At 61.4% G+C, this 26,325-nt stretch carries 22 protein-coding genes; 12 read left to right on the forward strand and 10 right to left on the reverse strand.

Features of this window, described 5'->3' with window-relative positions:
- The first annotated feature begins 7 nt into the window (after positions 1–7).
- The 7 genes from E8E95_RS00715 to E8E95_RS00745 all read left to right on the forward strand — a co-directional run bounded on the left by E8E95_RS00715 (position 8) and on the right by E8E95_RS00745 (position 9,549).
- Positions 8–745 (forward strand): enoyl-CoA hydratase/isomerase family protein, encoded by a 738-nt coding sequence (locus E8E95_RS00715; protein WP_280347356.1) that lies wholly within the window; start codon positions 8–10, stop codon positions 743–745.
- A 97-nt stretch (positions 746–842) separates the two neighbouring features.
- Positions 843–2,084: a cytochrome P450 gene (locus E8E95_RS00720; RefSeq protein ID WP_280347358.1), complete on the forward strand. Its 1,242-nt coding sequence runs from the start codon at positions 843–845 to the stop codon at positions 2,082–2,084.
- A 50-nt stretch (positions 2,085–2,134) separates the two neighbouring features.
- The gene (locus tag E8E95_RS00725) at positions 2,135–3,622 is read left to right on the forward strand and encodes an aldehyde dehydrogenase (protein ID WP_280347360.1); all 1,488 of its coding nucleotides are present in this window, start codon (positions 2,135–2,137) and stop codon (positions 3,620–3,622) included.
- 17 nt (positions 3,623–3,639) lie between these two features.
- Positions 3,640–5,256, forward strand: coding sequence for a GMC family oxidoreductase N-terminal domain-containing protein (locus E8E95_RS00730; protein WP_280347362.1), 1,617 nt, complete (start codon positions 3,640–3,642; stop codon positions 5,254–5,256).
- 106 nt (positions 5,257–5,362) lie between these two features.
- On the forward strand, positions 5,363–6,682 hold the full coding sequence (locus E8E95_RS00735) for an MFS transporter (RefSeq protein WP_280347364.1): 1,320 nt from the start codon (positions 5,363–5,365) through the stop codon (positions 6,680–6,682).
- Positions 6,683–6,721: 39 nt separating this feature from the next.
- Positions 6,722–8,071, forward strand: a complete 1,350-nt coding sequence (locus E8E95_RS00740) for an MFS transporter (protein ID WP_280347366.1) — start codon at positions 6,722–6,724, stop codon at positions 8,069–8,071.
- Positions 8,068–9,549 carry an MFS transporter gene (locus E8E95_RS00745; RefSeq protein ID WP_280347368.1) on the forward strand — a complete coding sequence of 494 codons (1,482 nt, stop codon included), beginning with the start codon at positions 8,068–8,070 and terminating at the stop codon, positions 9,547–9,549. The genes E8E95_RS00740 and E8E95_RS00745 overlap by 4 nt, the downstream gene beginning before the upstream one ends.
- A gap of 1 nt (position 9,550) precedes the next feature.
- On the opposite strand, the gene E8E95_RS00750 is transcribed toward E8E95_RS00745, so the two are convergent.
- On the reverse strand, positions 9,551–10,348 hold the full coding sequence (locus E8E95_RS00750; protein WP_280347370.1) for an SDR family NAD(P)-dependent oxidoreductase: 798 nt from the start codon (positions 10,346–10,348) through the stop codon (positions 9,551–9,553).
- Positions 10,349–10,439: 91 nt separating this feature from the next.
- Between E8E95_RS00750 and E8E95_RS00755 the strand changes: the two genes are divergently transcribed.
- Complete coding sequence (locus tag E8E95_RS00755; RefSeq protein ID WP_280347373.1) at positions 10,440–11,234, forward strand: SDR family oxidoreductase; 795 nt, start codon at positions 10,440–10,442, stop codon at positions 11,232–11,234.
- 78 nt (positions 11,235–11,312) lie between these two features.
- Complete coding sequence (locus E8E95_RS00760) at positions 11,313–13,343, forward strand: methyl-accepting chemotaxis protein (RefSeq protein ID WP_280347375.1); 2,031 nt, start codon at positions 11,313–11,315, stop codon at positions 13,341–13,343.
- A 64-nt stretch (positions 13,344–13,407) separates the two neighbouring features.
- Here the strand turns inward: E8E95_RS00760 and E8E95_RS00765 are convergent, their stop codons facing one another.
- From E8E95_RS00765 to E8E95_RS00805, 9 genes are all read right to left on the reverse strand, one after another.
- On the reverse strand, positions 13,408–13,800 hold the full coding sequence (locus tag E8E95_RS00765) for a nuclear transport factor 2 family protein (RefSeq protein WP_280347377.1): 393 nt from the start codon (positions 13,798–13,800) through the stop codon (positions 13,408–13,410).
- Between the two features lie 125 nt (positions 13,801–13,925).
- Complete coding sequence (locus tag E8E95_RS00770; protein WP_280347378.1) at positions 13,926–14,768, reverse strand: SDR family oxidoreductase; 843 nt, start codon at positions 14,766–14,768, stop codon at positions 13,926–13,928.
- Positions 14,769–14,812: 44 nt separating this feature from the next.
- Complete coding sequence (locus E8E95_RS00775; RefSeq protein WP_280347379.1) at positions 14,813–16,315, reverse strand: fatty acid--CoA ligase family protein; 1,503 nt, start codon at positions 16,313–16,315, stop codon at positions 14,813–14,815.
- Positions 16,316–17,095, reverse strand: coding sequence for an enoyl-CoA hydratase/isomerase family protein (locus E8E95_RS00780; protein WP_280347380.1), 780 nt, complete (start codon positions 17,093–17,095; stop codon positions 16,316–16,318).
- A 10-nt stretch (positions 17,096–17,105) separates the two neighbouring features.
- Positions 17,106–17,888 carry an SDR family oxidoreductase gene (locus E8E95_RS00785; protein ID WP_280347382.1) on the reverse strand — a complete coding sequence of 261 codons (783 nt, stop codon included), beginning with the start codon at positions 17,886–17,888 and terminating at the stop codon, positions 17,106–17,108.
- A 12-nt stretch (positions 17,889–17,900) separates the two neighbouring features.
- Positions 17,901–18,968 carry an acyl-CoA dehydrogenase family protein gene (locus tag E8E95_RS00790; RefSeq protein ID WP_280347384.1) on the reverse strand — a complete coding sequence of 356 codons (1,068 nt, stop codon included), beginning with the start codon at positions 18,966–18,968 and terminating at the stop codon, positions 17,901–17,903.
- A complete protein-coding gene (locus E8E95_RS00795) occupies positions 18,965–20,122 on the reverse strand; it encodes an acyl-CoA dehydrogenase family protein (protein ID WP_280347386.1) in 1,158 nt (385 codons plus the stop codon). Before E8E95_RS00795 ends, E8E95_RS00790 begins: the two co-directional genes overlap by 4 nt.
- A 14-nt stretch (positions 20,123–20,136) precedes the next feature.
- Complete coding sequence (locus E8E95_RS00800) at positions 20,137–21,030, reverse strand: enoyl-CoA hydratase/isomerase family protein (RefSeq protein ID WP_280347388.1); 894 nt, start codon at positions 21,028–21,030, stop codon at positions 20,137–20,139.
- A 6-nt stretch (positions 21,031–21,036) separates the two neighbouring features.
- The gene (locus tag E8E95_RS00805; RefSeq protein WP_280347390.1) at positions 21,037–22,395 is read right to left on the reverse strand and encodes an aromatic ring-hydroxylating dioxygenase subunit alpha; all 1,359 of its coding nucleotides are present in this window, start codon (positions 22,393–22,395) and stop codon (positions 21,037–21,039) included.
- 346 nt (positions 22,396–22,741) lie between these two features.
- On the opposite strand from E8E95_RS00805, the gene E8E95_RS00810 reads away from it, so the two are divergent.
- From E8E95_RS00810 to E8E95_RS00820, 3 genes are all read left to right on the forward strand, one after another.
- Positions 22,742–24,715 (forward strand): alpha-ketoacid dehydrogenase subunit alpha/beta, encoded by a 1,974-nt coding sequence (locus E8E95_RS00810; RefSeq protein ID WP_280347440.1) that lies wholly within the window; start codon positions 22,742–22,744, stop codon positions 24,713–24,715.
- On the forward strand, positions 24,712–24,939 hold the full coding sequence (locus tag E8E95_RS00815; RefSeq protein WP_280347392.1) for a lipoyl domain-containing protein: 228 nt from the start codon (positions 24,712–24,714) through the stop codon (positions 24,937–24,939). Before E8E95_RS00810 ends, E8E95_RS00815 begins: the two co-directional genes overlap by 4 nt.
- Before the next feature lie 85 nt (positions 24,940–25,024).
- On the forward strand, positions 25,025–26,269 hold the full coding sequence (locus tag E8E95_RS00820; protein WP_280347394.1) for an FAD-dependent oxidoreductase: 1,245 nt from the start codon (positions 25,025–25,027) through the stop codon (positions 26,267–26,269).
- The last annotated feature ends 56 nt before the right edge of the window (positions 26,270–26,325 follow it).

The raw sequence follows: 26,325 nt of genomic DNA on the forward strand, positions 1-26,325 counted from the left end.
AGTACACATGCCGGTTCAAACCCAACGTCACGGCGACGTGGTCGAGATCACGCTCGATTGGCCCGAGGTCCGAAATGCACTGGGGCCGACCGAAGGCCGCGAACTTCGTCTGGCGCTCGAAGCGGCAAATGCTGACGACAGCATCGCAGCCATCGTGATGTCGGCGAATGGCAAGGCGTTCTGCGCCGGCGGCAATCTCCCGGAGATCGTACGCCTGGCCAAGCAGGGTGCCGACGCTGTGAAAACCACCATCTACGGTGAGTTCCAGGGCGTGTTTCGCGCAATTCGAGAATGCCCCGTGCCGCTCATTGCGGCCGTCGATGGTGCAGCCGTGGGCTTTGGTTGTGACCTGGCGCTTGCCGGTAGCGCAACCTTCATTGGCAGCCAGGGCTGGATTGCCCAGGGCTGGATCAAGGCTGGACTGATTCCAGCGACTGGCGGCACCCATTACGTCATTCGCCGCGGCGGCCAACAGGCGCTGTGGCGTCTGTTGCAGGCCGACAAAGTAGATGGGCCGACGGCTGAACGCTGGGGATTGGCCATCGCTTGCGAAAGCGCCCGAGATGCTGCCTTGGAGATGGCGACCAAACTAGCCGCTTTCCCACGTGAGCCCCTAAAAGCGGTGACTCGTCTGGCGACCATAACTGATCCGGATGATCACCTGCGTTCCGCGCTGGAGTTCCAGACGGGCTTCATCACTGCCCCAGGCTTCGAGGAGATGACGCAGACCCTGCTCCGCCGCTAAGGCATCAATGTGTAAAGGGGTTCACTTGCCGGGCAAACCAGGTATCCCGTCGGAGTATCCAGCTCAACGATCAACGATAAGAACAAGAGGATCGAACATGGAACAGGATAAGGCCACCTGCGCGCTGTCAATGGCCACGCCCGAGACGATGGTTTGCCCCTTCGCCACCTACGATGCCATTCGTGACGAGAAAGCCATCTATCAAGACCCGTTGACTAAGTTCTACGTGGTCACCCGCTATGCAGACATCCGGGCGATTGCCGACGATCCCCAGACGTACTCCAACCGCACCGGGCAGTTGGGCAGTCGTTCCGCCGAGCTCAACCAAAAGATCGGCGCCATGTTCAAGGCCGAAGGCTTTGAGCACCTCGACACCCTGGTAACAAACGATCAACCCTCCCACACTCGCTACCGCTCGCTGGTCGACAAGGCCTTCAATGCGCTTCGGGTTCGGGCAGCGGAAGAAAGCATCCTCTCGGTCACCAACTCGCTGATTGAGGCTTTTCCGCAAGGTCCCTTCGACTTCGTCAGGGCATTCTCCATTCCGCTACCTATCCGCATGATTGCCGAACAGCTCGGGGTTCCACCGGAGCGCAGCAGCGATTTCAAACGCTGGTCGGATGCCCTGTTGGAGCAAGCCAATCAGGGGCTGAACGAAGAGCAACTGATCAATGTGGCGAAGCGTGTCATTGAGATGCAGCAATTCTTCGCGGGTATGATCCGGGAAGCACGCAAGGATCCGTCGAACACCCTGCTCAGTGACCTCGCCAATATGCAACTCGATGGTGAGCTCATGAGCGAGCGCGAGTTGGTTTCCATACTTCAGCAACTACTGGTTGCCGGCAACGAAACCACCACCAATGCCATCACGGCCGCCATCCTCCGTCTGGCCCAAGATCCCGCACTACAGAACGAGCTGCGTGCCAACCCGCAGCTGGTCCGCAACTACTGCGAGGAGGTATTGCGCCTTGACGCCCCCCTGCAAGGCCTCTTCCGAATAGCCACCCAGGACACCCAGGTAGGCGAAACACCGATTCCAAAAGGCACCGTCCTGGACCTGCGTTGGGGAGCAGGGAATCGCGACCCGCAGCAGTATCAGGACGCAGACAAAGTTGACGTAAATCGCAAGGCCGCGACTCAGCACCTGGCTTTCGGCCACGGCATTCACTTCTGTATCGGCAATCAGTTGGCGCGCAGCGAGATGCGCACAGCGCTGACGCGCATTCTGGCGCAATCGACATTGATTCGACTTGCCGAAGGCGAGGAAAACGTAGTCCGCCAGCCCCACTTCATCGCCTACGGCATTCGCCAACTGATGGTCGAGATCACCAAGGCGTAGCTCGTAACTGGCAATAACAACAATCAGGCTCGTGAGCAAAGGTAAACGTCATGCTGAACAACTACACGGACTTCTTCACGCTGGCTCATCCCGAAGCGTTCTACATCGACGGGCAGTGGGTACTGCCCACTGGCGACAAGCGCCTGGAAGTCATTTACCCCGCCAATGAACAGGTTATTGCCCGCGTACCCGAGGCATCTGTTGCCGATATCAACAAGGCCGTCAACGCTGCCCGCCGTGCCTTCGAGTTCGGCCCTTGGGCGCGCATGACCTATGCAGAGCGTGGCGCCAAGCTGCTCCAGGTTGCAGAAATCATGAAACGTCGCGCTGGCGAGTTCAGCAAGAGCTGGACCGCCGAGATGGGCTGCGCGGTAAGCCTGGCAGGCCCGGGTGGTTTCGCACCCTTTGGCCTGTTCAGCTACTACGGTAGCCTGGCATTGAACGGCAAGTTCGAAGAGGTGCGCCCGCAAAGCCGTGGTAACGGTGTGGGCATAGTGGTGAAGGAGCCCGTCGGTGTCGTCGCCGCTATCACGCCCTGGAACGCCCCGGCCTCCCTGTCCTGCAAAATCATCGCTCCTGCCCTTGCGGCCGGCTGCTCAGTGATACTCAAGCCCGCTCCGGAAACCCCGCTCTTCGCCTGGCAAATTGCCGAGTGCCTGGAAGAAGCTGGCATCCCGCCCGGCGTGTTCAACTTCGTTCCGGCTGGCCGCGAAGTCGGTGACCATCTCGTGCGTCACCCCGACGTCGACAAGGTCAGTCTGATCGGATCCACCGCGGCGGGGCGCCATATCGCCTCCGTGTGTGGCGACCGCCTGGCTCGCGTCAGCCTGGAGCTGGGAGGCAAATCCCCCGCCGTCATCCTGGACGACATAGATCCCGAGCAGGTCGTCCCCAACCTGATTCCCCACTTCACCATAAACGCCGGACAGATGTGCGCCGGCCTCACCCGAATCATTGTTCCCGAACATCGCCACGACGAATTCGCCGAGGCTATCAGCGCCGGCCTGAAAGCTCTCAAGGTGGGCGATCCTCTCGACCCGCAAACGGCCTACGGCCCCATCGCCATGAAGCGCCAGTACGACAAGGTCATGGGATATGTGCAACAAGGCAAGAGCGAAGGTGCCCGCTTGATCACCGGCGGTGGCCGTCCGAGCGACCTGGATATCGGCTACTTCGTTGCCCCCACTCTGTTCTCCGGCACCAATGACATGGTCATCGCCCGCGAGGAGATCTTTGGGCCGGTCGCCGTACTGATCAAGCACAAAGGCGAGGAAGATGCGATACGCATTGGCAACGACACGGCCTACGGTCTCAACGGTGCGGTGTACACCAGCGATCCAGAACGCGCCTACCGTGTCTGCCGCCAGATACGAGCGGGAAACATGACCCACAACACCTGGACCTATGATCCGAACTTCCCCTTCGGTGGCTTCAAGCACTCGGGTATCGGCCGGGATGGTGGACCCGAAGGCCTGGCGTCGTACCAGGAAACAAAGGTTGTGTTCATGGCGGATGCCCCCAAGTCCATCAGCGGCTGAAGGGAAGGGAATCCGAAGTGGAACAATACGATTACGTGATTGTCGGCGGTGGATCGGCTGGCTGCGTGCTGGCCAACCGCCTGAGCAGGGACCCGAATTGTCGGGTCCTGCTACTGGAAGCCGGGGGCGACGCAGTGAGCCTCAAGGTTCGCCTGGCGTTCGGCTTCGCCCTGATGCTAAACAAACCACGCTACGACTGGTGCTACGAGACGAGTAAGGAGCCTCATCTCAATGGCCGGCAGATGCCTTACCCGCGGGGGAAGCTGCTGGGTGGCTCCAGTTCCATCAATGCCATGCTCTATGTGCGCGGCCTGAAAGAAGACTACGAGGCCTGGGCCGCCGAAGGTCTAGTGGGCTGGGATTGGGTGAGTGTCGAGCCGTACCTGCGCAAGCTGGAGCACTACTGTGGCAACTCGCCGTGGCGTCGTGGTGAGTTCGGCCCGGTGAAGGTCAACCCGGCGCCCAACTTCCACCCCCTGAGCGCGCGAATCGTCGAAGCCGCGGGCCAGTCCCGGGTAGGCAGCACCGACGACTACAATGGCAGCCACGCCTCCGGCATCGGCCAGTCCCAAGTTTTCTACCACAATGGTCGTCGTTGCGGTTCGGCAGCGGCCTATCTCGAACCAGTCATGGATCGACCGAACCTTCGCGTCGAAACCCATGCCAAGGCGGAGCGCGTCCTGTTCGAAGGGCAACAAGCCGTGGGCGTGCAGTACCACCAGGCTGGGCAGACCTGCATCGCCCATGGCAAGGAGATCATTCTCAGCGCCGGTGCCATTGGCTCGCCGCAACTGCTGGAACTCTCCGGCGTAGGACAGACCGCCCGACTGCGCGATCTCGGCATCGAGATGGTCAAGGACCTGCCGGCGGTGGGTGAATACCTGCAGGACCACTTCCTGGTCTTCATCGTGCAGGCCCTGAAGGGCATCCGTGGCATGGGCGCCGAGTTGAGCGGCTGGCGCGCGGCGGTGAACGCAGCGAACTACCTGCTTTTCAAACGCGGCCATATGAACGGCACCCCGACGCAAATCTGTGGGCACGGTAGCGTGGAGGTCGAGGGGGAGGAAATCGGCCTGCAATTCATGGGCATGCCGCTTAGCTTTGTTCGTGACCCCGTGCGCAAGACCGTGGTGCAGAACCCTGATGCGGCCATGATGCTTGGCATGAATGTCTGCCACCCGAACAGCCGTGGCCATGTGCATATCCGCAGCAATAACGCCGACGCCGCACCCGAGATCGTTACCAACTTCCTGGCGGATGAGCGAGACCTGAAAGCCACCATCGCTGGGCTTCGTCTCTGCCGGGAAATCATCGCTCAGCCGGCACTGGACGACATCCGCGCAGAGGAAACCGCGCCCGGGGCCATGGCCGAGAGCGATGAGGCGCTGACGACCTACATTCGCGCCGCAGGCGCTTCCGCCTACCACCCGGTGGGCAGCTGTCGCATGGGTATCGATCCTGCGTCCAGCGTCGTCGATGCCGCCCTGCGAGTCCACGGACTCATAGGCCTACGCGTGGTGGATGCGTCCGTCATGCCTCGCCTTGTCTCGGCCAATACCCATGCTCCCACCGTGATGATTGCCGAGAAAGCGGCAGACCTCATCAAGAGTGAACGCGCCGGCTCGCCGGCATGATTTCGCGCGGGCAGCATCTAGGGCCCGCCTGACGTTTCCAATTGACCGGCACGCTGCTTGATCAGCGGGCTCTTCCACGACTACGGGAAATCGAAGAGGACGCACGATGCGAACCGACGAACCAGCAACTGAGCAGGCAGTTGAAGAGATAAAAGAAGCGCACTCCCAGTGGTACGTCTTGTTGCTGTTGATCTGTGGCTATGTCGTTTACTCACTGGACAAGCAGATCATCTCGGTGCTGATCGAACCCATCAAAGCCGAGTTCGGCATCAGTGACACAACGGTGAGCCTGCTCGCTGGGTTGGCCACCACCGTCCCTTTCGCACTGGCTTGCATTCCCATCGGCATGCTCGGGGACCGGGTGAACCGCAGGAACCTGCTGGTAGCGCTGATCATCGCCTGGAGCCTGATGACCGGTATCGCGGGGTTAGCAACGACGGTCTTCCTGCTATTCCTCTCGCGCATCGGCGTAGGAGCATTCGAAGCAGGATTCTCCCCCCTTAGCCTGTCCATCATCTGCGATACCTTCCCACGCAGGTTGCGCGCTACCGCCATGGGGCTGTATTCCCTGGGCCCGCCCATTGGTGCCTTTCTAGCACTCGGTCTGGGTGGTTACATCGCAGCCAGCTACGGCTGGCGTGCGGCGTTTTTCATAGCGGTTCTACCAGGTCTACTGGTCGCGCTACTCCTGCTGCTGACAATTCGAGAGCCCCAGCGCGGCCGCTACGACCCACCCAGTCCGTATCAGGATTCGATCCCACTCTCGGCCGTGCTAGTGCACATCTGGCGGGATCGGGCCTTGTTCAACATGCTACTGGCAATGGTGTTTTGCACGGTTCTGCCTGCTGTCATCACCGTCTGGACGCCAAGCTTTCTCATGCGTGTTCACGGGATGAGCATCCAGCAAGCAGGGTTGGCAGCCTCCCTTGCCCTGGGTTTGTGTGGTTCTGCTGGGGCTGCAGGCGCGGGCTTTCTTGCCGATTACCTCGGTCGTCGGGAGGAGTGGCGCAAGCTACTCAGCCCCCTGCTGGGCATCACCCTGTCGATCCTCTTCGCCGCCCTCACCTTCCTGACAGACCCCAGCACAACGACCGTGGTGGTACTGATCTCCCTGCTGGCCTGCTTCGCGCAGTTCTACCTGGGAACCGGCTACAGCGTGATCACCACCCTGTGCCCACCGGCCATGCGTGGCACGACGCTTTCAATTCTGCTGGTGGCCTTCAACTTCGGTTCCTATGGCCTTGGAGTGCTACTGCTCGGCATGTTTAATGACCATCTGGCTGGTTGGGCGGGCACCCACGCCATTGCCTACGGTATGTTCGCCTCCTCGCTGTTTAGCCTGATCGGCCTGGCATTCATCGCCCGCTCCACGCTCCTGATCCGCAATGGGCGTGGCCAACCTGCCTACGAGCACAGCCCGGCATGAGCCAGCCGCAAGACGCCCTGAACGCGGCGGTGCAACCCTATGCGCCACGCTAACCTGACGCCCTGGATCCTGGGCATTGCCGTGTTGCTTCAGACACTCGACGCCACGTCGATTGCCGTCGCGTTGCCCGCGATTGCCGCTGACCTAGACCGCGACATGCTGGCTGTCTCGGCCACCATCTCGGCCTACCTACTCGGCGCCGCCGCGGCGGTTCCGCCCTGCGGCTGGCTGGCTGACCGGTTTGGTGGGCGCAACGTTTTCCAGGCAGGCATCTTGCTGTTCGTCGTCGCCTCAGCGGCCTGCGCAGTGTCCACCTCGCTGCCGGCCCTGCTGGCGGCACGCTTTATCGAGGGCGCCGCCGGGGCGCTGCTGCTGCCGGTGGGCCGCCTGGTGATAATGCGCACCTTCCCGGCCGAGGAGCGGGTACAGGCCTACACCACCTTCGTACTACCCGCCTTGCTCGGTCCCATGCTAGGCCCGCTGATCGGCGGACTGGTGGTGGAGTATGCAAGCTGGCGTTGGATCTTCCTGATCAACTTGCCGCTGGGGCTGGCGAGCATGCTCGCGATACACCTGCTGTTGGACAACTTTCGCGAGTCCTCGCCTCGCAGAATCGACCCGCTCGGGATGCTGATCACCAGCTTGGCGCTACTGGTTCTGGTCTTCGGGCTGATCGCCCTGTCCAGAGCGGAATGGGCCATCGGCGCCCTGGCGGTGGGGCTGGGCCTGCTATTGGGGGCGCTCGCCATCGGCCACGCCCGGCGCCACGAACACGCCTTGCTTAAGCTGCCGCTATTCCGGGTCGCACTGTTCCGCCGCGCCCTCTGCACCGATCTTTGTTTACGGCTTCTGATGAACGCCGCCCCCTTCCTGCTATCGCTGCTACTGCAATCGGGTCTGGGCATCTCACCATCGGTCACCGGCGTCCTCATCGTCATGATCGCCATCGGCTCATTGCTCACAAAGCCCTTTACCTATCGCTGGGTCGATTTGTACGGCAGCCGTTGCGTCATGACCCTCGGCACCGTCGGCACCGTGTTCTCCTTCGTCGGTTGCGCCTTCCTATCGCCCTCCTCCTCTCACTTATGGATTGGCGCCTTGATGCTCTCCTTCGGGTTCTTCCGCTCTCTCGTGGCCAGCACCACCGCCGTAATGATCTTTCAAGGCGTGGCGCCCGAGGACACGGGGGCGGCGACAACGCTCGCAGCCATCGGCCAGCAGAGCTTTCAGGTTCTCGGCCTGACGGGCGTGACCGTGCTGATGCAGTTCACCAGCGGAGACCATCCGGACACCGCTTCGATTTCCCAGGCGATAGTCGTAAGTGGGCTGATCACTCTGTCGTCGCTGTACTTCATCTTCAAGATCGGGCCAGTGAAGACCCGGCCATGACCCGCTCCCGTAGGGAGCATTATCTGCAGAAGAGAACAACCACCATGAAGACCCGACCCCGGATCCCCGTCTGGCTGCTCATGACGGCTCTGGCTATCGCCGAGATCACCAGCACTTTCGAAGTCAGCATGGCCTTCGTGGCACTGCCGACCCTCAATCGGGCCTTCGGCGACCCGACGGCCGTCAGCTGGGTGCTCTCCAGTTTCTTCGTCGTCGCGGCAGGCAGTGTCGCCTTGTTCGCGCGACTGGGCGACATCTACGGCCGGCGACGAATGCTGATGATCGTGCTGGCCATCGCAACATGTGGCTCGCTAATCAGTGCTGTTTCGACCGACCTTGCTGGTGTCATTCTCGGCCGCACCCTACAAGGTGTGACGGGTGCCGTACTGCCCCTATGCCTGGGCTTGATGCGAGAGAACATGGAGCCCAAAACCCTGTCATTTAACATCGGGGTCATGGGCGGTGTCATGGGCGTCAGCTCCGGTCTGGCGTTCCTGATTGCCGGAGCCATCATCGACCAGTTCGACTGGCATGCCATGTTCTATTTCAGCGCATTGCTGGCCGCTATCGGTTTCGTCGCGGTGTGGACCTGCGTGCCGACGTCCGTCACGCAAAGCGAAAAGGAACCGCTGGACGTGCTGGGTGGCGCTCTCTTCGTACCCGCCATTTCCGGGTTGATGCTGTCATTGACCCTGGCCAAGTCAGGCTGGCTACAGCTTAAAAGCGGCGGGGTCCTGCTCGCCAGCCTGGTTCTGCTGGCACTGTGGATTCGCCATGAGCTGCGCCACCCCCACCCCCTGATCAATGTGCGCCTCTTTACCGAACGAAGGATTCTGCTGGCCAACCTAGTGTTCGCGGCAATCGGACTTGGCCCGATGATCGGAGCCTCGGTGATCCTTGGCCTCGCTCAGCAACCAGAATGGACCGGTGCCGGCCTTGGCCTCAGCGCAATGACGGCGTCGTTGCTCAAGCAACCCGCCACCTTCATGGGCTTCTTTGCGGGGCCCGTCGCCGGGCTGCTTGCTGCCCGGTACGGCGCACGAGCCGCGATGCTCGTCGGTGGCGCCATGGTCCTGGTGGCCTGGTTACCACCCCTGGTGACCTTGAATTCGATGTCAGTGCTGCTGGCCACAGTCATCATCTTCAGCTTCGGCATCACTGTACTGTTCAGCGCGGCGAGCAATCAGGTCGTCATTGCCACACCGGCGAACCGCACCAGCGAGGCCATGGGTCTGGCCCAAGTCTGCCGGAGCACAACCGCAGCGCTGGGCAGTCAGATATTGGCGATGCTCCTGGCCAGTTCCATGGTGAGCCCACCAGGCGAAGGAATACCGATGCCGAGTGCCAATGCCTACCGGCTGGCATTCCTGTTCCTGGTGGCGTGCAGTGTGATCGCCCTGGTCGCCGCCTGGCTATTGCCCAGACCGGTCAGGCCCCGGGAAACACACGAGGCAGAGCTCCAAGCAGGCCAGCACTGAGTCAGAAATCGGCCAATAGACGATCGACCCGCGCTCGCACGCGCGCTTCCGAGCCGGGGTTGGTGAAGAGATAGAGCTGACGCTTCCGAATGGCGTCCATCACCTGCTCTGCCACCTCCTCTGGCTCGATGTGCCCCGCTCCACTGGCTCGCTCGGCCGCCTCGGGCACCTGGACGCGGGCACCCGCGTGATCTGGGCGATTACGCGCAGCTTCTCGAATGCGCGTGCGTACCAGCCCGCAACACAGAACCGTCACTCCCACCTGGCTGCCCGCCGCACGCAAATCCGCATCCAGCGTTTCCGTCAGCGACACGGAGGCATGCTTGGTGGCGTTGTAGGCGGCATTGCCGGCAATCGTCGAAACGCCGGCCATCGAAGCAGTCGTCACGACGTATCCGCTGTCTTGGGCAACAAGCAAAGGCGTGAAGACGCTCAGGCCGTTGAAGACGCCTCGTAGGTTCACCTCGAGGATCCACTCCCAGTCAGCCGCGTCGATCGTCCATAGAGGGCCGAAAGGCACCACGACACCGGCATTGTTGCAGAGGATATCGACCCGGCCGAAGCGCTCCAGTACAGCATCTCGCGCCTTCTCCAGTGCATCGCGGTCGCTCACGTCGCACAACACGGGCAGTGTTTCCCCTTCCAGGCCCAGCGTCTCCGCGGCCCGATCCAGCGCCTCTCGCTCGACATCCAGCATGGCGACGCACACTCCACGCCTTGCAAAGGCCTCTGACAATGCCAGGCCGATCCCGGAAGCCGCTCCGGTTACCACCGCGACTTGTCCCGCTTTAATTTCCATGCAGTCCTCTCGGTTTCTCGGCCATTGATAGGCACACAACATATATAATATATATTACCTAGATAACCATGTGTAACCGGAGGATTTGGCTATGACGCTACTAAACAACCAGGTGGTATTGCTCTCAGGCGTGGGTGAAGGCCTGGGGCGTGACACCGCCCTGCTGTTCGCCGAGCACGGCGCCGATCTCGTCATCACCGCGCGCCGAACTGAGCACATCGAACGCATCGCCGAGGAGGTCCGCGCGAAGGGTCGCCGGTGCCTGTCACTGGTGTGCGACATCGCTTCGCTCGAGGATTGCGAACGCACGGTTGCCTTGGCCATAGAGCAACTCGGCCGAATCGACACCCTGATCAACATTGCCTACCGGGGCGATTGGCCCCAACGAACCACCCTGCTGGATTCGCAGCCGGACCTGTCCAACTACCGTGACTGCTTCGAAATCAATGTCTTTGCCACCCTGCAGCTGACCCGGGCGGTGGCGCGCGGCATGGTGGAACGGCGCAGCGGCCGGATCGTCATGATCAACACCATGACGGCGGAGAGAGTCCTGCCGGGCAGCGAGGCCTATGCCGGCTCGAAAATCGCACTCCAGCGCATGACCCGTGCCATTGCCATGGAGCTCGGGGAGTACGGCATCCGGGTCAACTCGATGCACCCGGGATTCATGTGGGGGCCACAGGTCAGGACGGTCATGGAGACCCGCGCCGAGCAGAATGGCACAACGCCTGAGCACGAGCTTCGCCTGGTCAGCGAGCAGGCGGCGCTTCGCTACATCCCGTCCACGGAAGAGTACGCCCGTACCCTCCTGTTCTTCGCCTCGCCACTGTCCGACGCCGTGACGGGCCAGTCTTTGCACGTGAATGGCGGGCTGTACATGCACTAACCCTCCCGCTCGCAATCATTCGCCACACAGGCTCGCGCCGTCGTTCACAGACTCACGCAAGAACAACAAGAGAATGCCATGGAAACGCTGATCAACCCCGCCATTCGCCTTATGAACCGCATGAGCTTCGGCATGAAGTTCAGCCTGATCAGTGCCCTCTTCACCATCGCCCTGCTCGCTACCAGTGGCTCACTCGTCCACACGGCATACGAGCAATTCACCGCGACCCGAACGGAACGCAATAGCCTCACCCTGCTCAAGGACAGCCTGCAGATACGCCGGTCACTCATGGACCTGGAAAGCCTGATGGCAATCCGGAGCAAGGCACCCCTTACCATCCAGAACAGCGACATCAACCAGCGCATAGCCCAACTCGAGGGACAAATCGTCAGCTCTCTGCAGGGTATGGTCGGCCCGGAGCATATGGGCCTGGATGGGTTCGGTCTGACGGGCCTGCATGCAGAAATCCTCACCGCCATGCAGTCGCTCAAGGCTGACGGCCTTCAGGCTACGAAGCGCGACACGGTGCAGAAACAGCTGGCCAATGCCCAGCTTCTGATCGACTCGATCGCAGCCAGCAGCCGGCTGAGCATCGATGAGCAAGTCGTGGTGCGAGACATCAGCGGGATCATGACGGTGCAGGGAGGCGAGATCGATTCGTCGCTGAACCTGGTTCGTGTCTTGGCATCATCAGCACTGGCGGTAGGTATGCTGGGTTCGGCCGACGGCGACCTTGTGCAGTCGCAATTGAGTCAACTGGAGAGGCTGGATGAGAACTTCACGGCAAAACTGGCGCGGCTGATGGAAGAGCACGAGGGCGCCCGTTCAGCGCTCGAGGGCCCCATGGCGGACTCCCGATCCTCGATCAGCGCCACAATCGCCCTGGTGGAGAGCAAAGTACTGCTGGCGGCCGACTTCGCAACAAGTTGGCAAAGCCTGTTCCAGTCGATCGGCGAAGAGATGGACAAGGGCCAGCGGTTCAATCTGGCCGCCCTCTCCTACCTGGAAGACCGGCTCGATGCCCGCCTGGCCAAGGATCGCCAGAAGATGATCCTGTTGTTGAGTGCACTGGCAATCACCTTGCTGGTCATCATTTATCTCGCCAGCGGATTCTATACCTCCATTCGCAGGACCTTGCGCGGTCTGAGCGAGGTGATGGACGACGTCGCTGCGGGTGACATGACCGTCAGTGTACCCACCGTCAGTCGGGACGAACTGGGTGATTTGAGCCGGGTGTTCAATGTATCCATCGCCAAGGTCCACGACCTGATCGAGCGCGTCGGCCAGACCATCGCTGCAGTTGAACATCAAGCCGGCCAGGTGGCCAATGTCTCCAGCCACAGCAACCAGGAGGTCTCGGCACAGCGAGATCAGATCGAGCAGGTAGCAACTGCCATGAACCAGATGGCCGCCACAGTTCAGGAAGTCGCGCGCAGCGCCGCGGCAGCCGTCAGTAATGCACAGGATGTGAATCGCGAAACCGTGGGTGGGAAAGAGCTTCTCAGTGTGCAGGTGGACAGCATCAGGGCGCTGGCTGCTGAGATCGACCACTCGGTACGCGTGATCAATCAGTTGGCCAGCGACAGCCAGGCGATCAGCCAGGTGTTGGAAGTCATTCGTGGAATCGCCGAACAAACCAACCTTCTCGCACTCAATGCAGCGATCGAGGCAGCCCGGGCCGGCGAGCAAGGCCGGGGATTCGCAGTTGTCGCCGATGAGGTTCGGAGCCTGGCCAAGCGCACCCGGCAATCCACGGAAGAGATCGAGGAAATGATCGCCAAGGTCCAGGGTGGCGTCGGCGAAGCGGTCAGCGCCATGAGCAGCAGCAACACCATGGCGGAAACGACGGTGACCCATTCGGACCAGATGCAGCACGCCCTGGCCCACATCCTAGATCTGGTGAACAACATCGTCGATCAGAATCAGCAGATCTCCGCGGCGGCGGAACAACAGACCGCTGTCGCACACGAAATCGATCGCAGCATCGTGCAAATCAACGCCTCGGGCGAGCGCACCGCGGAAGGCGCCAATCGCACGGAACAGGCGAGCCAGCAGCTCAATCTGCAAGTGTCGCAACTCAAGTCACTGATCGGCGCGTTTCAGGTCTGATCCTTCAGCCCACGAAAAAGCCCCGGAAGTACAAGCTCACGGGGCTTTTTTTCACGTCTTGAGTTCAGCGCATCAGGATGTGGCGGTACTGGAATAGCCAGCCGCCACCGACGTTGACCAAGCGATCCTCGTAGCGCGAGGTCATCCTGATTTTCCATTCGCCCTCAACCTGCTTCAGCAGCAGAAGATCGAGGCTAGAGCGCGCCGAGTCGGCCGACTCGATGACGATATGGACGTTGGTCATGAGGTGGCGCAGCGCCCCCTGTCGCAAAGTAGTGGGCAGCCATTCCTGGATCGCTTGACGGCCAACGAGCCGGTGTTCACCGATTTCCAGCGTGCCGTCTGGGCTGAATAGCAGGGCGAAACCCACTGCGTCCCCGTCGTCCGCCTTGTGCGCGTACTCGGCAATCAAGTTGCGAACATCGCTTTCTGCCGCCAGCTTGAGCAAGGTATCCATTGCATCGTTTCCTATCGATTAGTCCATTCGCCTGCCACTCAGCACGCCATTTCCTCCGGCACATCGAATCGACCAGACAAGTTGGTGGCTACGTGAAGCGCCGTTGCCGTACACACTGCGCATCATCAAGGCGAGGGGCTAAGCAGTTGAGTAGGCTCTCGGTAGTCGGGATCCGCTGATGCCTGCATGGCCGCCAGCATGTCGTCGTAGTCGGCGGAAATGTATGGCCGGTAGTCGACGTGCGGGAAAATGTAGAATTGTCTTTCGCGCATACCCGCGATAGCCGCTCGACCAACGTGCTCCGGGGCCATGCCCAACTGGGCGGACAGATTACTGGCAGCCCCTCTCTCCTCCCGCAAGGCGTCCGGCCTTGCCTGAATGGCATTGGCACGGATCTGGGTGGCGACGATACCCGGACAAAGCACCGAGACGCCAATGGGACCGCCCTCTAGTTCCAGCTCCAGAACCTTGGCGAAATTGAGCAGTGCCGCCTTGCTACTGGTATAGGCACCTTGCGTGGCGAATGGATGCAGGGCCGTGATGGACGCCACCAGCAGCACATACCCCTCCTGACCACGCGCTTTCATGTTTGGCAGGAAGGTCTGCACAGCATGCAGGGAGGCGAACAGGTTGACTTCGTATACCCAGCGCCAGGCTTCCGGCTTTATCTCGTCGAGCGTGCCCGTGAATGACACCCCCGCATTGCTACAGAGAATGTCGCAGGGCCCGAGGGCCGCTTCTGCAGCGTCCCGGGCACTCGCCCAACTATTCGGATCGGTCACATCCAGTTCGACGGCGATGACTTGGTCGGCACTCCCGAGCTCGGCGGCAACCATCTTGGCCCTATCCAGGTCGATATCGCCGAGAGCGACACGAGCGCCAGCCTGCAACAGTTCTCGGGCCATAGCACTACCGATGCCGCCGGCACCACCACTGATGAATGCCACTTTTCCATTCAGATCCAGCATTGCGTGACTCCTCACCGGCAACTGATAGCTCCGGACGTTGATGTTCAGGAAAGCTTCGCCAACAGTTCCTTCACCGCCGGGCGGCTGATCTTGTCCGAGACGGTACGAGGCAGGCTTTTCACAACATGCAAACGAACCGGCACCTCATACGGAGAGAGGTTGTCCTTTGCAAACAGCTTGATCGCCGACACGTCGAGATCAACCCCTGGATAAGCCTCGACCACAGCTACAGGCACCTCCCCCAGCCGCTCATCCGCAACGCCTAGGACAATGGCATCGAAGACCCCCGGATAGAGCTTGATCACGTCAGCCACCTTGCCCGCCATGACCTTGAAGCCACCGCGAATGATGGCGTCGTCCGCACGTCCGACGATGTAGAGGAAGCCATCGGCATCCAGCCTGGCCAGGTCAGTGGTAGCGATCCAGTCCTTGCTACCATCGATCCGGTCCAGCTTGGCTTCGAGAATGCCCTGCTCACCCTGGGCCACCTCTTCGCGGGTGGCGGGATCGACGATGCGTAACTGCACGCCCTTGGACACACGTCCCACGCTCCCGCGCTTGCTTTGCGCGAAGTTCTGGTGATCCTCAAGGGTCCAACTGGTCACCACGCCCATGAACTCGGTCGCACCGTAGGTGGTCAGCACAGGCACGCCAAACTTCTCTTCGAATGCCTGCTGCAACTCCACGGACAACGGGGCAGTGCCTGCGCGAACCGCGCGAACGCTGGAGAAGTCTTCGCGAGTCGCATCACTGTCCACCATCATCTTGATGGCGGTAGGCGGCAGCGGTGCGAACTTGGGACGGTACTTCACCAGGGCCTGGCGATAACGTTCAGCATCGAATTTCTCGAACAGCACGATCGGCCGGACCTCGAACACCGACATCAGGGTGTTGAAGGTGCCGCTGGTATGCACCAGCGGGCTGAACATTAGGGTCGGCGAGGATTGCGGCTTCAGCTCGAAGTTCTCCACCGTGCCCTTGGCGCTGCGCACGCCATCGCGCAGCGAGGCGCTAATGGTGCGCTCTGATACGGGGATACGTTTAGGTGCACCAGTTGTACCGCTGGTCTGTATCTCGATCAGAGTGTTCGCTTCGCGTAGTCGGAATCTGCGGGCGCGCAGCGGCATCAGCTCCTCGAAGACAATCCGGCCGGCCACGACCTCGACCGCCAGCACCAAGGTGCCGGAAGCCTGTCCCGCGGAAACGACATCCGCAGCCAAGTCTGCTCGACTGCCGATAAGGCAACCAAGCTCCAGGCCGGCCACTTCCTCAGCCACCATATGAGCAGGTCGAATGGCGTTAATCAGCAACAGGCCACGGTCCGCTCCCAATATCGAGATGAAGCTGCCCAGTTGCTCCGGCCGATTGCGACCCAGTAGGCCGATCACGGCATCCTTGCCGAGACCCGCCTCTGCGAGCAGTACATTCAGCTCAGAGATGGCATCGGCCAGGGCCCGCCAACTGAGGGACTGGCCGTCAAAATCGATGGCAACCAGCGAGGCGCCGGCTTCCGTGGCGCGAATGATGTGTTCGGCGATCCCAGACATTCAGCGAACCTCGTAACCTTTACGCTTGCCGCTCTGCAGCATGTTTTCCACCTGGGGGATACCTAGGGGATTGCCCAGTTGCGTGTAGCTCAGACCACGCGCCATAGCCTGGGACCGACCCATATCCAGGGATTCCCAGATGGCCCGGACGGTGCCCTGGGTGGAAACCGAAGGCTTGGAGGCGATGATCGCGGCCACCTTGTGAGCGCGAGCCCAGAGTTCCTCATGGGGCACCAGTTCGCTGACAAGACCGATCTGGTGGGCACGTTGTGCGCTCATCCGCTCTTCGACTCCCATCAGCGATACCCGCAGGATTTCGCCCAGGGGCATGCGTCGCGCCATGCTGATCGGCTCCAGCGCTGCCACCAGACCGAAGTCAACGTGGGGGTCAAAGAAGGTCGCGTCTTCCGAGGCGATCACCACGTCCGAACCTCCAACGACATAGAACGCGCCGCCGGCGCACATGCCGCTGACCGCGCAGATCACAGGTTTCCAGACCTTGTGGTGCTTTGGATCAAGGCTCTCGCCCGGGTCCGGCTTGTTCCAGATATTGTCGGGATACTTGAAGCCTTGGACGCGATCCAGGCCCGTGGAAAAGGCGCGGTTGCCGTCGGCACGAAACACCACGGCGTGGATATGATCTTCGTCGCGTACCACGTTCCACAGGCGTTTGATCTCAACCATCATCTCGGCGTTGATGGCGTTCATCTTGTCGGCGCGATTGAGGGTGATGGTGGCGACGTGATCGTCACCCACTTCGAATTGAATGAGCTCGGTCATGGTCATGTCCTCAACGTTGGGGCGGCGTGATGAAGTCACCGCTGGCATCACCCAGCTTCATACCGCCGTCGCAATCCAGAATGGTTCCGGTGATGTAGCTGCCGTTGGAGGACGACAGGAAGATTGCCGCTTGGGCGATGTCACTAGGATTGCCGAAACGGCGCAGCGCCGTGTGGGCGCTCCACTTGATTTTGTCTTCCTCGGTCGGTGCCATGCGCTCGACTCCTTCGGTACCGCGAATGGGGCCGGGGGAGATGGCGTTGACGCGAATGCCAGCCTGGCCCCACTCCATCGCAAGCACCTTGACCACCATGTTCACCCCCGCCTTGGCGGCGCATACGTGCACCTGCTGAGGGAGCGGTTGCACTGCTTGCGGCGCGGTGATCGCGATCAGCGAAGCGCCGGGTTTGACCACGAAGTCGTAGGCCGCGCGGAAGACGTTGTAAGTGCCCAGTAGGTCGATATCTACCACCGTCTTGAAGCCATTCGCGGAAATGCCTACGGCAGGCGACATGAAATTGCCGGCCGCGCCGGCAATGACCACACTGGGAGCGCCCAGGGCCTCAGTTGCTTGTTCGAACAGCGTGCGGATGGCAGCCATGTCCCGCACATCGGCGCTACCAGCCATGGCGATGCCGCCGGTTTCCTCACGGATCTCCTGCGCAGCGGCTTCCGCCTTGGCCGGATCGCGGCCGAACACAAGGACCTTGTCGCCCTGGGCGGCGAAGCCTTTGGCGATGCCCAGATTGATGCCGCTGGTGCCGCCGGAAATGAATACGGTCTTGCCTGTCATGTGAAACCCCTTTTACCAACCGGACATGGTGGCGATACGCGCACGGTGTGACTGGGGCATGCCCAGGTAGGCCTGATCGAACAGAGCGCGCTTGAGCCAGACATGTGCGCCGTATTCCCAGGTATAACCAATGCCACCGTGGGCCTCGATCATGCGCCGGGTGATCTTCGGGTAGACCTCTGTGATGTGCGCCTTCGCCAGCGCCGCGGCTTCGTGGGCCGCGACCGGGGCGGTGTCGAACATGTGAGCGGCGTACCAGTAGAGACCTATGCAGGGCTCCACCATCAGCGCCATGTCGGCCAACTGGTGTTTCACCGCCTGGAATGCGCCGATCGCCTGGCCGAACTGCTCACGCTCCTTGGAGTACTCCACGGCGAGATGAACAGAATGGGAAGCACCGCCGAAAGCATCGGCAGCCAGCAGGATCAAGCCGGCATCTACCACGTTTTCGCCAGCGGCCAGTGCCAGGCGCTCGAACCTAACCTGGTTGAAGGCCACATGCGCCAAGGTTCGCCCGGCATCAGTTGAGGGTACCGGGGTGAGTTCGACACCGGCGGCATTGCCTTCCACGACACCCAGGGCTCCGCCCTTCAGGCCAACCAGGATCAGATCGACCCCTTCGGCATGCAGAACGTACTGCTTGCGGCCGGAAAGCTCGCCGTCGCCATCGAGGCTCCAGGAATCCGCCGTCCATTCCCCCTTCGCTTCGGCGAATGCCACAGTGGCACGCAGCTCGCCGGTGACCAGCGCGGGCAGCCACCTGGCCTTTTGCTCATCAGTACCAGCGATAGTGATCGCCAGGGTCGCCAGGGCGTGCTCGAAGAAGGGGCCGGGCATCGCGTAGCGACCGACAGGTTCGGCCACCACGGCCAGATCCAGCAGCCCAAGGCCAAGGCCGCCGTACTCTTCCGGCACCACCATGCCGCCGATACCCAATTCCATCAGGCCGCGCCAGAGCGCGAAATCGGGTTCACCGTTCTCATGGGGCGCCAGGGCCCGGTTCATGGGGCATTCAGCACGCAGGTAATCCACCACCGCGTCCTGGAAGGCCCGCTGCTGTTCGTCTAGATCGAACCTCATTCTTGACTGCTCTCCCGCGGCAAGCCGAGGCCACGCTCGGCAATGATGTTGCGCTGGATATTCGAAGTGCCGCCGGCAATCGCCGCCGCCAAGGAGTTCATGTACTGATTCACCCAGCGCTCGTTGCCCGGACGGCGGTTGCCGATGGGGGAAATCAGACCCTCGTCCTCGAGAATGGCATTCGCCACCTCCGCCACTGCCGCGGCGTAGTTGGACTGGCCAAGCTTGTTCATCATCTGCAGGAGGCCACCGCCCTCCCCGGCCAACTCACGACTCATCTGGATGTAACTGGAGCACCGCTGTACCTCCAACTCAGCCTTGAGAGACGCCAGACGGTCGCGGACCCAGGGGTCCTTGATTGCCGGCGCACCGTTCTTCACGGTCCGCTTCGCCAGGCCAAGCAAGCTGTCGAACAGCGACTCGGAGCGATCGATCCCGCCGAGCATGTTGCGCTCGTGCTTGAGCAGGGATTTGGAGACGCTCCAGCCCTCACCACGCTCACCGACGATCCAGTTCTCCGGGGTCACTGCATCGGTGAAGAAGACTTCGTTGAAGTCATTGCCCCCGTTGATCTGTTTCATCGGCCGGATGTCGATACCCGGCTGGTCGAGGTCGAGTAGCAGATAGGAAATACCCTGGTGCTTGCTCGCCTCCGGCTCGGTGCGAATCAACGCGAACATGTACTGGCAGTCCTTGGCGTAGGACGTCCAGACCTTCTGCCCGTTGATCACCCACTGCCCATCTCGGAGCTCGCCGCGTGTGCGCAGGCTGGCCAGGTCGCTACCCGAGCCCGGCTCGCTGAAGCCCTGAGCCCAACGGTATTCACCGGTCAGGGTCTTGGCGATGAAGCGTTCCTTTTGCCACTCGGCGCCGCGCTCCAGCAAGGTGGGCACCAGCATCTGCACGCCGTTACCCTTGATCTCGCCCGGGGCCTTGGCCGTTGCGAACTCCTCGGCAATGATCCGCGCGCGAATCACATCCGAGGGTTGCTCTGAGCCGCCGAAGCGCTTGGGAATACCTCGGTACAGGTAACCCGCATCGATGGCCTTCTGACGAAACTCAGCTACGTTCGCGCCCTCCTTCCACTCACTGCGAAGGAAGTCGCGAATCTGCTCGCGGTACTCGTCGTGTTCTGGTCCGTAATTCAGTTCCATGGTGTCGATCCGCCTCAGTCGAAGCCCAGGTCATCCCAGACCTTGTTGAGGTTCTGCATCGCCTGGCGTCCACCCACGCGGTCACGTTCTTTCAGGAAGTTGATCTCGTCTTCGCGCCACACCACGTTGGAGAACAGCGGGTGCCCCACGGTCGCGAAATTGAGGAACGCACCAACACCCAGACCATGGAAGTACTGCTGCAGAGCACGCTTGCCGAGCATCAGGTTGTCGGTGCTGTGGGCAGCCACCGCGCGGGCATAACGAAGGGCTTCGTCCTCGAGCTTCTCGCGGGGCACTACCGAGTTGGCCACACCCCACTCCTTCAGCTCCTGGGCGCTCATCTTGCGGCCGGTCAGCAAGATCTCCATGCCGCGATTCAGACCGAGGCGGAGCATGGTCATCGGCAACTGGGTTTCGAATCCGGCAAAACCGATACGGCTCTGGCGACGCGCTACATAGGCGTCTTCGGAAAGAATCAGGATGTCGGCCGTCATTGCGAAGGAGAAACCCTGGCCGAGCACTGCGCCCTGGGCGGCGAGGATCACCACTTTGTCGCCCCAAACGGTGCCAGTGAGGGTACTGTCGAGCAGTTTGCGGATACCGCGCATACGCTTGGACTGGCCGAGACGCCCGCCCTTCTTAAGGCCGAAAGCCTCCACCGGCATCTTCTTGGTGTCTTCGCCCGAGCAGAAGTCGCTGCCGTTGCCGGCCAGGATGATGACCTTGATCTCGTCATCGTCCTGGGCCTTGGTGAAGGCTTCGGACAGCATGTCGTTCATGTCCGGCGTCAGGATGGCGTTCTTGCGGTGCGGACGGTTGAGCGTGATACGGGCAATGTGGCCATCGATGACCTCATACAGGATGCTCTGGGAGAGATCTTCCTCGGTGCTTTCAGGCGTGGTGTTCATGGCGTTCTACTTCTCTTGAGCATTGATGAAGTCGTCGATACGACGGTGGTAATGGCGAATGCGCGCTTCCTGGTACTTGGCCAGAACCAGACCTTTCTTCACGGTCGACTGGAGGCCGACCCAGACGCCTTCGATGTTTTCGTAGTCCTGGTCGAAGATCGGCGCCAGGCGTCCCAGAGCCGGGCAATCGACGAAGGGTTTGTCCTCCGGCAACCACAGCACTTCGGGCGTCTTCGGCATGGGCTCCGACAGGGCACGCGGCGTCATCACGTAGACCTCCATGATGCAGCTGTCGTGGCGGTCGCGATTGGGGCGGAAGCGGTAGACGATCGGCAGCCCCATGCCATACCAGGGCATGAAGTTCGGGAAGAGGAAATACTCGATCGCATCGAGCAGCTCGACATCGTTCAGGTGATCCAGCGACTTGCCCATCGCCGCCGCGGCAGCCTGGCGACGCTGGTCGGCCAGAGCGCTGCGGTAGGTCATGCCCTCAGGCACCTGAATCGGTTCGCGACCGGTGCCCTTGGCTGCGTAGTCGGCGAACTCCTGCTGGGACATCTTCCTGGTGCTGCCCGAGGCCTGCGCGACCGATACGGTAGCCAGACGGCTGACGTTGCGATCGAAAATGTCGTACTGCGTCTCTGCGTACTCAGATACCGGCACGGACTGAGGATGGGTCGGCATTACGTGGTAGGACTCGATGAAAGCCTCCATCGCCACCTTCCAGTTCCCCGGCACGATGCGCGCCACGTGTACGGCAACGCGGAAGTCTTCCAGCGGCAGGCGGCTGAAGTGGTCCGGGAGCACCCCGATCCAGTCCTCAAACGGCTCCGCGTTCTCCGCATCCGGATTGATGAAGACGAAGCCGCCCCAGGTCCCGACCTTGGCTTCGGGTAGATTCATGTTGCGTTCGCAGGTCTGCGGAAAATCCCAATCCTCAGTGATCCGGCGGCTGCAGCCATCCAGCTCCCAGGACCAGCCATGGAACGGGCAGGTGAAGGCACCGGCCTTGCCCTGCCCTTTGACCAGACGCATGGCGCGGTGCAGGCAGGCATTGGGGTAGGACTTGATCTCGTCGGGAGCGGTGCGCACCACGATGAACGAGCGATTGCCGATCTCGTAGGTGATGTAGTCGCCGACTTCCGGAATGTCGCCTTCATGGCAGGCCATCTGCCAGACCCGCGACCACAACCCCTGCATTTCACGCTCATGGAACTGCCGCGAGATGTAGCGCTCCACGGGCAGGTCATCGGTGCCCATGTCGAACGTGGAGCGGGTGGCGAACGCCCCCTCGACGGGGCGCCCCGAATCTTCCGCCATGCGCATGCCGAGCGTGGGTTCTTTTGTTTTTTCACTGCTGGACATTTTCCCTCCTAGAAGCCGCCCCCCCCCAGGCGGGCAGACCACTGTCTTTCGCGTTCAAATGACTGACGTAGCAAATATAGTTAACTAAGTTATACAGCACAAGCCATTTGCGCTGACATGCCATTGGAAGGGAAGGATCTGGGCGCCCCGCAACCAGTCGCCTTGAAGAGAGATAGATAAATTAGGTATACAAGTTAAATCAGTGAAGGTATTTTACCTCTCACAGGTTTCAGGCCGACCCCGCAACCGGGCGCCCTCGAATCACAAAACCTAGCCGCTACCGATAGGAGATAACCGCGTGTCGACGCCCACTACCCAGCAAAAGGTCCCCCTTGCCTCCCCAGAAATGAAGGCGATCTATCGACGTGTTGCTCTCATTCGCGCGGCCGAGCAGGCGATTGCCAAGCAGCTTCGTGCTGGCAAGATTTCCTTCAGCTTCTACCCAGTGACAGGCCAGGAGCTCGCCCCTTCAGTACTTGCCCAATGCCTTAGCAGCGAAGACCAGATGGTCACCATCTATCGTGGCCTGGCGGATACCCTCGCCCGCGGCCTGCCGCTGCGCGAACTGCTTGCCGAATGCATTGGCCATTCCTCCGGCGTCTGTGGCGGCAAGGGCGGCGGCATGGGCGTAGCACGTGAAGACCTTGGCCTGATGATGACCACTGGCATCGTAGGTTCCAGCGCCCCGGTCGGCGTCGGCCTCGCGCTCGCTTCCCAACTGCAAAAGACCGGCAAAGTGGTCACCGTCAGCTTCGGCGACGGCGCCACCAGCATTGGTGCGGTCCATGAAGCGATGCTGTTCGCCTCCCTCTGGAAGCTGCCGATCATTTTCGTCTGCCATAACAACGGCTGGGCCGAGTCCACCCCGCTGTCCGAATACTCGGTACTGGAAAAACTGGCAGAGCGTGCGGACGGTTACCGTATGCCCGGCGTGACCGTGAGCGGCCGCGACCCTCAAGCCCTGGCCAACGTGTTCAATGAAGCGATCGAACGAGCTCGCAGTGGCAATGGTCCGACCTTTGTCGAATCCGTCACCTACCGCTTGAGCGGCCATTATTTCGCCGATGCGGGCGCCTATATGAACCAGGAAGAGTTGGCGGCCGAGAAGGCCCGCGATCCGATCCTGGCGCTGCGCGCCCAGTTGATTGCCGAGGGCCATGCCAGCGAGACCGATGTGGAGGCCCTTGAAGCAGGCGTTGCGGAGGAGGTTACGCGGGATATCTCGACCGTCCTGGAAACCCCGGTTGCTCCGTTCAGCGAAGCCGATGTGGTCAGCGACGTCTACCAGGACCCCACGTTCCAACCCATCAGCCGTGTTCGCCCGCAAGCGGCCCCCGTACCCACTGGCCCGATGCGCAAGGCCACCATGCGCGATGCCTTCAATGAAGCGCTCACAATCGCCATGGAGCAGGACAAGCAGGTAATCATGCTGGGTGAGGACATCGCCGATCCGGCCAGCGGCGTCGTCGGCATTAGCCGTGGCCTGTCTACTCGTTTCGGTGATCGCGTCCGTTCCACTCCCATTGCCGAGCAAGGCATCTTCGGCGCTTGCGTCGGCGCCGGTCTCGCCGGCATGAAGCCCGTTGGCGAACTACTGATGATGGACTTCCTGCCGGTTGCGATGGACCAGATGATCAACCACGCCGCCAAGGCCCGTTACATGACCGGCGGCCAGATGTCCGTGCCGATGACCATGATGACCCTGGTCGGCGCCGGCAACGGTGCCCAGCACTCGCAATCCACCGAAGCCTGGCTGATGCATACGCCCGGCCTCAAGGTCTGCTACCCGAACAACCCGACCGATGCCAAGGGCCTCCTACTCTCCGCGATCTTCGATCCGGACCCGGTAGTGCTAATCCACTCCATGCTGAACCTGTTCGGTACCTCGGAAATGCCCGAAGGCGAATACCGCATCCCCCTGGGGCTGGCAGCCATTCGCCGGGAAGGCAGCGACGTGTCGATCATTTCCTATGGCCCGGCCGTGGGTGACGCCCTCAAGGCCGCCGATGCTCTGGCCAGCCAAGGGATCAGCGCCGAGGTCATCGACCTGCGCAGCTTGGTGCCACTGGATGGACAAACCATTCTCGAATCAGTCGCCAAGACCGGCCGCGCCGTCATTGCGCATCGAGCCACCGATTTCATGGGGCCGGCCGCCGAAATCTCCGCCCTGCTCCACCAGGAGCTCTTCGGCAAGCTCAAGGCTCCTGTGCAACGAATCGCCGGCGCATACGCCCCGGTTCCGAAGCACGTGGGCCTGCTCGGACTCCACTACAAAGGCGCTGACGCCATCGTAAAAGCCACTCAGGAAATCATGAAATGACTGAACTCAGAATCCCCGCCGCTGGTGATGCCGTATCCGAAGTGCAACTGGTCGAATGGATCGCCGAGAACGGCGCCACGGTTGCCGAAGGCGACGTGATCTACTCAATCGAAAGCGACAAGTCGGTCCTTGATGTGGAGTCTCCGGCCAGCGGCGTACTTACCATCCTGGTCTCGGCCGGCGAGATTTTCCCCATCGGCCACCTGGTCGGTCGCATCGACTGATAGCTATACCCTCCCCCCCGGCGCCGGTCGGGGGCGGAAATCAGAACAAGAACGCGATAAGCAGTAAGGATTGCCTGGAGGCAACATGAGCGAAGATGCAGGTATCGTCATTCTTGGCGCCGGACAGGCCGGCGGCGAGGTCGCGAGCGAACTACGCAAACTCGGCTACACCGGCCGCGTGACTATGATCGGCGACGAGCCCCACGTACCCTATCGACGCCCGCCTCTGTCCAAGGCCTACTTCGCCGGCACTGTCAGCGCGGAAGAGCTTTATGTCGTGCCCGCCGCCAGCCTGGAAAAGGCGGGGATCGAGTTCATCGGTGGCGTCCGCGCCACGGGTATCGACCGCGAGCACAAGCGTGTCAGCCTCGACGATGGCCGCACCATCCCCTATCACAAGCTAGTCCTCGCCACCGGTGGCCGGGCGCGTCCGCTGCCGCTGGAAGGTGCCGACCGGCCCAACGTCTTCCTGCTGCGCACCATCGACGACATCGAACGCATTCGCGAGCGTGCCACGCTGGGCGCCCGCATGGTCATCATCGGCGGCGGCTTCATCGGCCTGGAAACTGCCGCTGTTGCCCAGAAGCTCGGACTCAGGGTGACAGTCCTTGAGGGCCTGCCCCGCGTGCTGGCCCGAGTGACTATTCCTGAAGTGTCCGCATTCTTCGAACGCGTACACCGTGATGCCGGCGTCGATCTACGCACCGGCGCCCAGGTGGCGGCGCTCGAAGGCGATGAGCTGATTACTCATGTGCACCTGACCGACGGCAGCCGCATCGAGGCGGATCTCGTGGTGGTCGGCATTGGCCTGATCGCCAACACCGAACTCGCGGAGGCCGCCGGCCTGGCCGTAGACAACGGCATCCTGGTAGACGAATACACCTGCACATCCGACCCGGACATCGTCGCCGCCGGCGACTGCACCAATCACCCCAGCGAGTACCTGGGCCGCCGGATCCGTCTCGAGTCCGTCCCCAATGCCATGGAGCAAGGCAAGGTTGCCGCCAACACGCTGCTCGGCAACAAGGTGCCTTACCGCTCGGTGCCCTGGTTCTGGTCCGACCAATACGATCTGAAGCTTCAAATGGTGGGTCTCTCCGCGGGCTTCGATGAGTTCGTTGTGCGCGGTGACCTGGAAAATCCAGCTACCCGTTCCTTCGCAGTGTTCTACTTCAGGGACGGCCATCTGCTATCCGTCGATGCGGTCAACAAGCCCCAGGAGTTCATGCTCTCCAAGAAACTGGTCGCCGAAAGTGCCCGGTTGAATCCGGCGGTGCTGGCCGACGAGTCAGTTCCGTTCAAAACCCTCATTGCCGAGGCGAAAGCCTGACCCGCTCCGGCGGGTCGTTCCAAGTTTCACGCACGACGCAGTTGCTGTCAGGAGAA

Origin of the sequence: Pseudomonas sp. BN414 (assembly GCF_029871275.1) — a bacterium.
Lineage (GTDB): Bacteria > Pseudomonadota > Gammaproteobacteria > Pseudomonadales > Pseudomonadaceae > Metapseudomonas > Metapseudomonas resinovorans_C.

Coding starts and splice junctions, on each gene's coding strand:
- E8E95_RS00715 (WP_280347356.1), top strand. CDS start 8: ATGCCGGTTCAAACCCAACGTCACGGCGACGTGGTCGAGATCACGCTC.
- E8E95_RS00720 (WP_280347358.1), top strand. CDS start 843: ATGGAACAGGATAAGGCCACCTGCGCGCTGTCAATGGCCACGCCCGAG.
- E8E95_RS00725 (WP_280347360.1), top strand. CDS start 2,135: ATGCTGAACAACTACACGGACTTCTTCACGCTGGCTCATCCCGAAGCG.
- E8E95_RS00735 (WP_280347364.1), top strand. CDS start 5,363: ATGCGAACCGACGAACCAGCAACTGAGCAGGCAGTTGAAGAGATAAAA.
- E8E95_RS00740 (WP_280347366.1), top strand. CDS start 6,722: ATGCGCCACGCTAACCTGACGCCCTGGATCCTGGGCATTGCCGTGTTG.
- E8E95_RS00745 (WP_280347368.1), top strand. CDS start 8,068: ATGACCCGCTCCCGTAGGGAGCATTATCTGCAGAAGAGAACAACCACC.
- E8E95_RS00750 (WP_280347370.1), bottom strand. CDS start 10,348: ATGGAAATTAAAGCGGGACAAGTCGCGGTGGTAACCGGAGCGGCTTCC.
- E8E95_RS00755 (WP_280347373.1), top strand. CDS start 10,440: ATGACGCTACTAAACAACCAGGTGGTATTGCTCTCAGGCGTGGGTGAA.
- E8E95_RS00760 (WP_280347375.1), top strand. CDS start 11,313: ATGGAAACGCTGATCAACCCCGCCATTCGCCTTATGAACCGCATGAGC.
- E8E95_RS00765 (WP_280347377.1), bottom strand. CDS start 13,800: ATGGATACCTTGCTCAAGCTGGCGGCAGAAAGCGATGTTCGCAACTTG.
- E8E95_RS00770 (WP_280347378.1), bottom strand. CDS start 14,768: ATGCTGGATCTGAATGGAAAAGTGGCATTCATCAGTGGTGGTGCCGGC.
- E8E95_RS00775 (WP_280347379.1), bottom strand. CDS start 16,315: ATGTCTGGGATCGCCGAACACATCATTCGCGCCACGGAAGCCGGCGCC.
- E8E95_RS00780 (WP_280347380.1), bottom strand. CDS start 17,095: ATGACCGAGCTCATTCAATTCGAAGTGGGTGACGATCACGTCGCCACC.
- E8E95_RS00785 (WP_280347382.1), bottom strand. CDS start 17,888: ATGACAGGCAAGACCGTATTCATTTCCGGCGGCACCAGCGGCATCAAT.
- E8E95_RS00790 (WP_280347384.1), bottom strand. CDS start 18,968: ATGAGGTTCGATCTAGACGAACAGCAGCGGGCCTTCCAGGACGCGGTG.
- E8E95_RS00795 (WP_280347386.1), bottom strand. CDS start 20,122: ATGGAACTGAATTACGGACCAGAACACGACGAGTACCGCGAGCAGATT.
- E8E95_RS00800 (WP_280347388.1), bottom strand. CDS start 21,030: ATGAACACCACGCCTGAAAGCACCGAGGAAGATCTCTCCCAGAGCATC.
- E8E95_RS00805 (WP_280347390.1), bottom strand. CDS start 22,395: ATGTCCAGCAGTGAAAAAACAAAAGAACCCACGCTCGGCATGCGCATG.
- E8E95_RS00810 (WP_280347440.1), top strand. CDS start 22,742: ATGAAGGCGATCTATCGACGTGTTGCTCTCATTCGCGCGGCCGAGCAG.
- E8E95_RS00815 (WP_280347392.1), top strand. CDS start 24,712: ATGACTGAACTCAGAATCCCCGCCGCTGGTGATGCCGTATCCGAAGTG.
- E8E95_RS00820 (WP_280347394.1), top strand. CDS start 25,025: ATGAGCGAAGATGCAGGTATCGTCATTCTTGGCGCCGGACAGGCCGGC.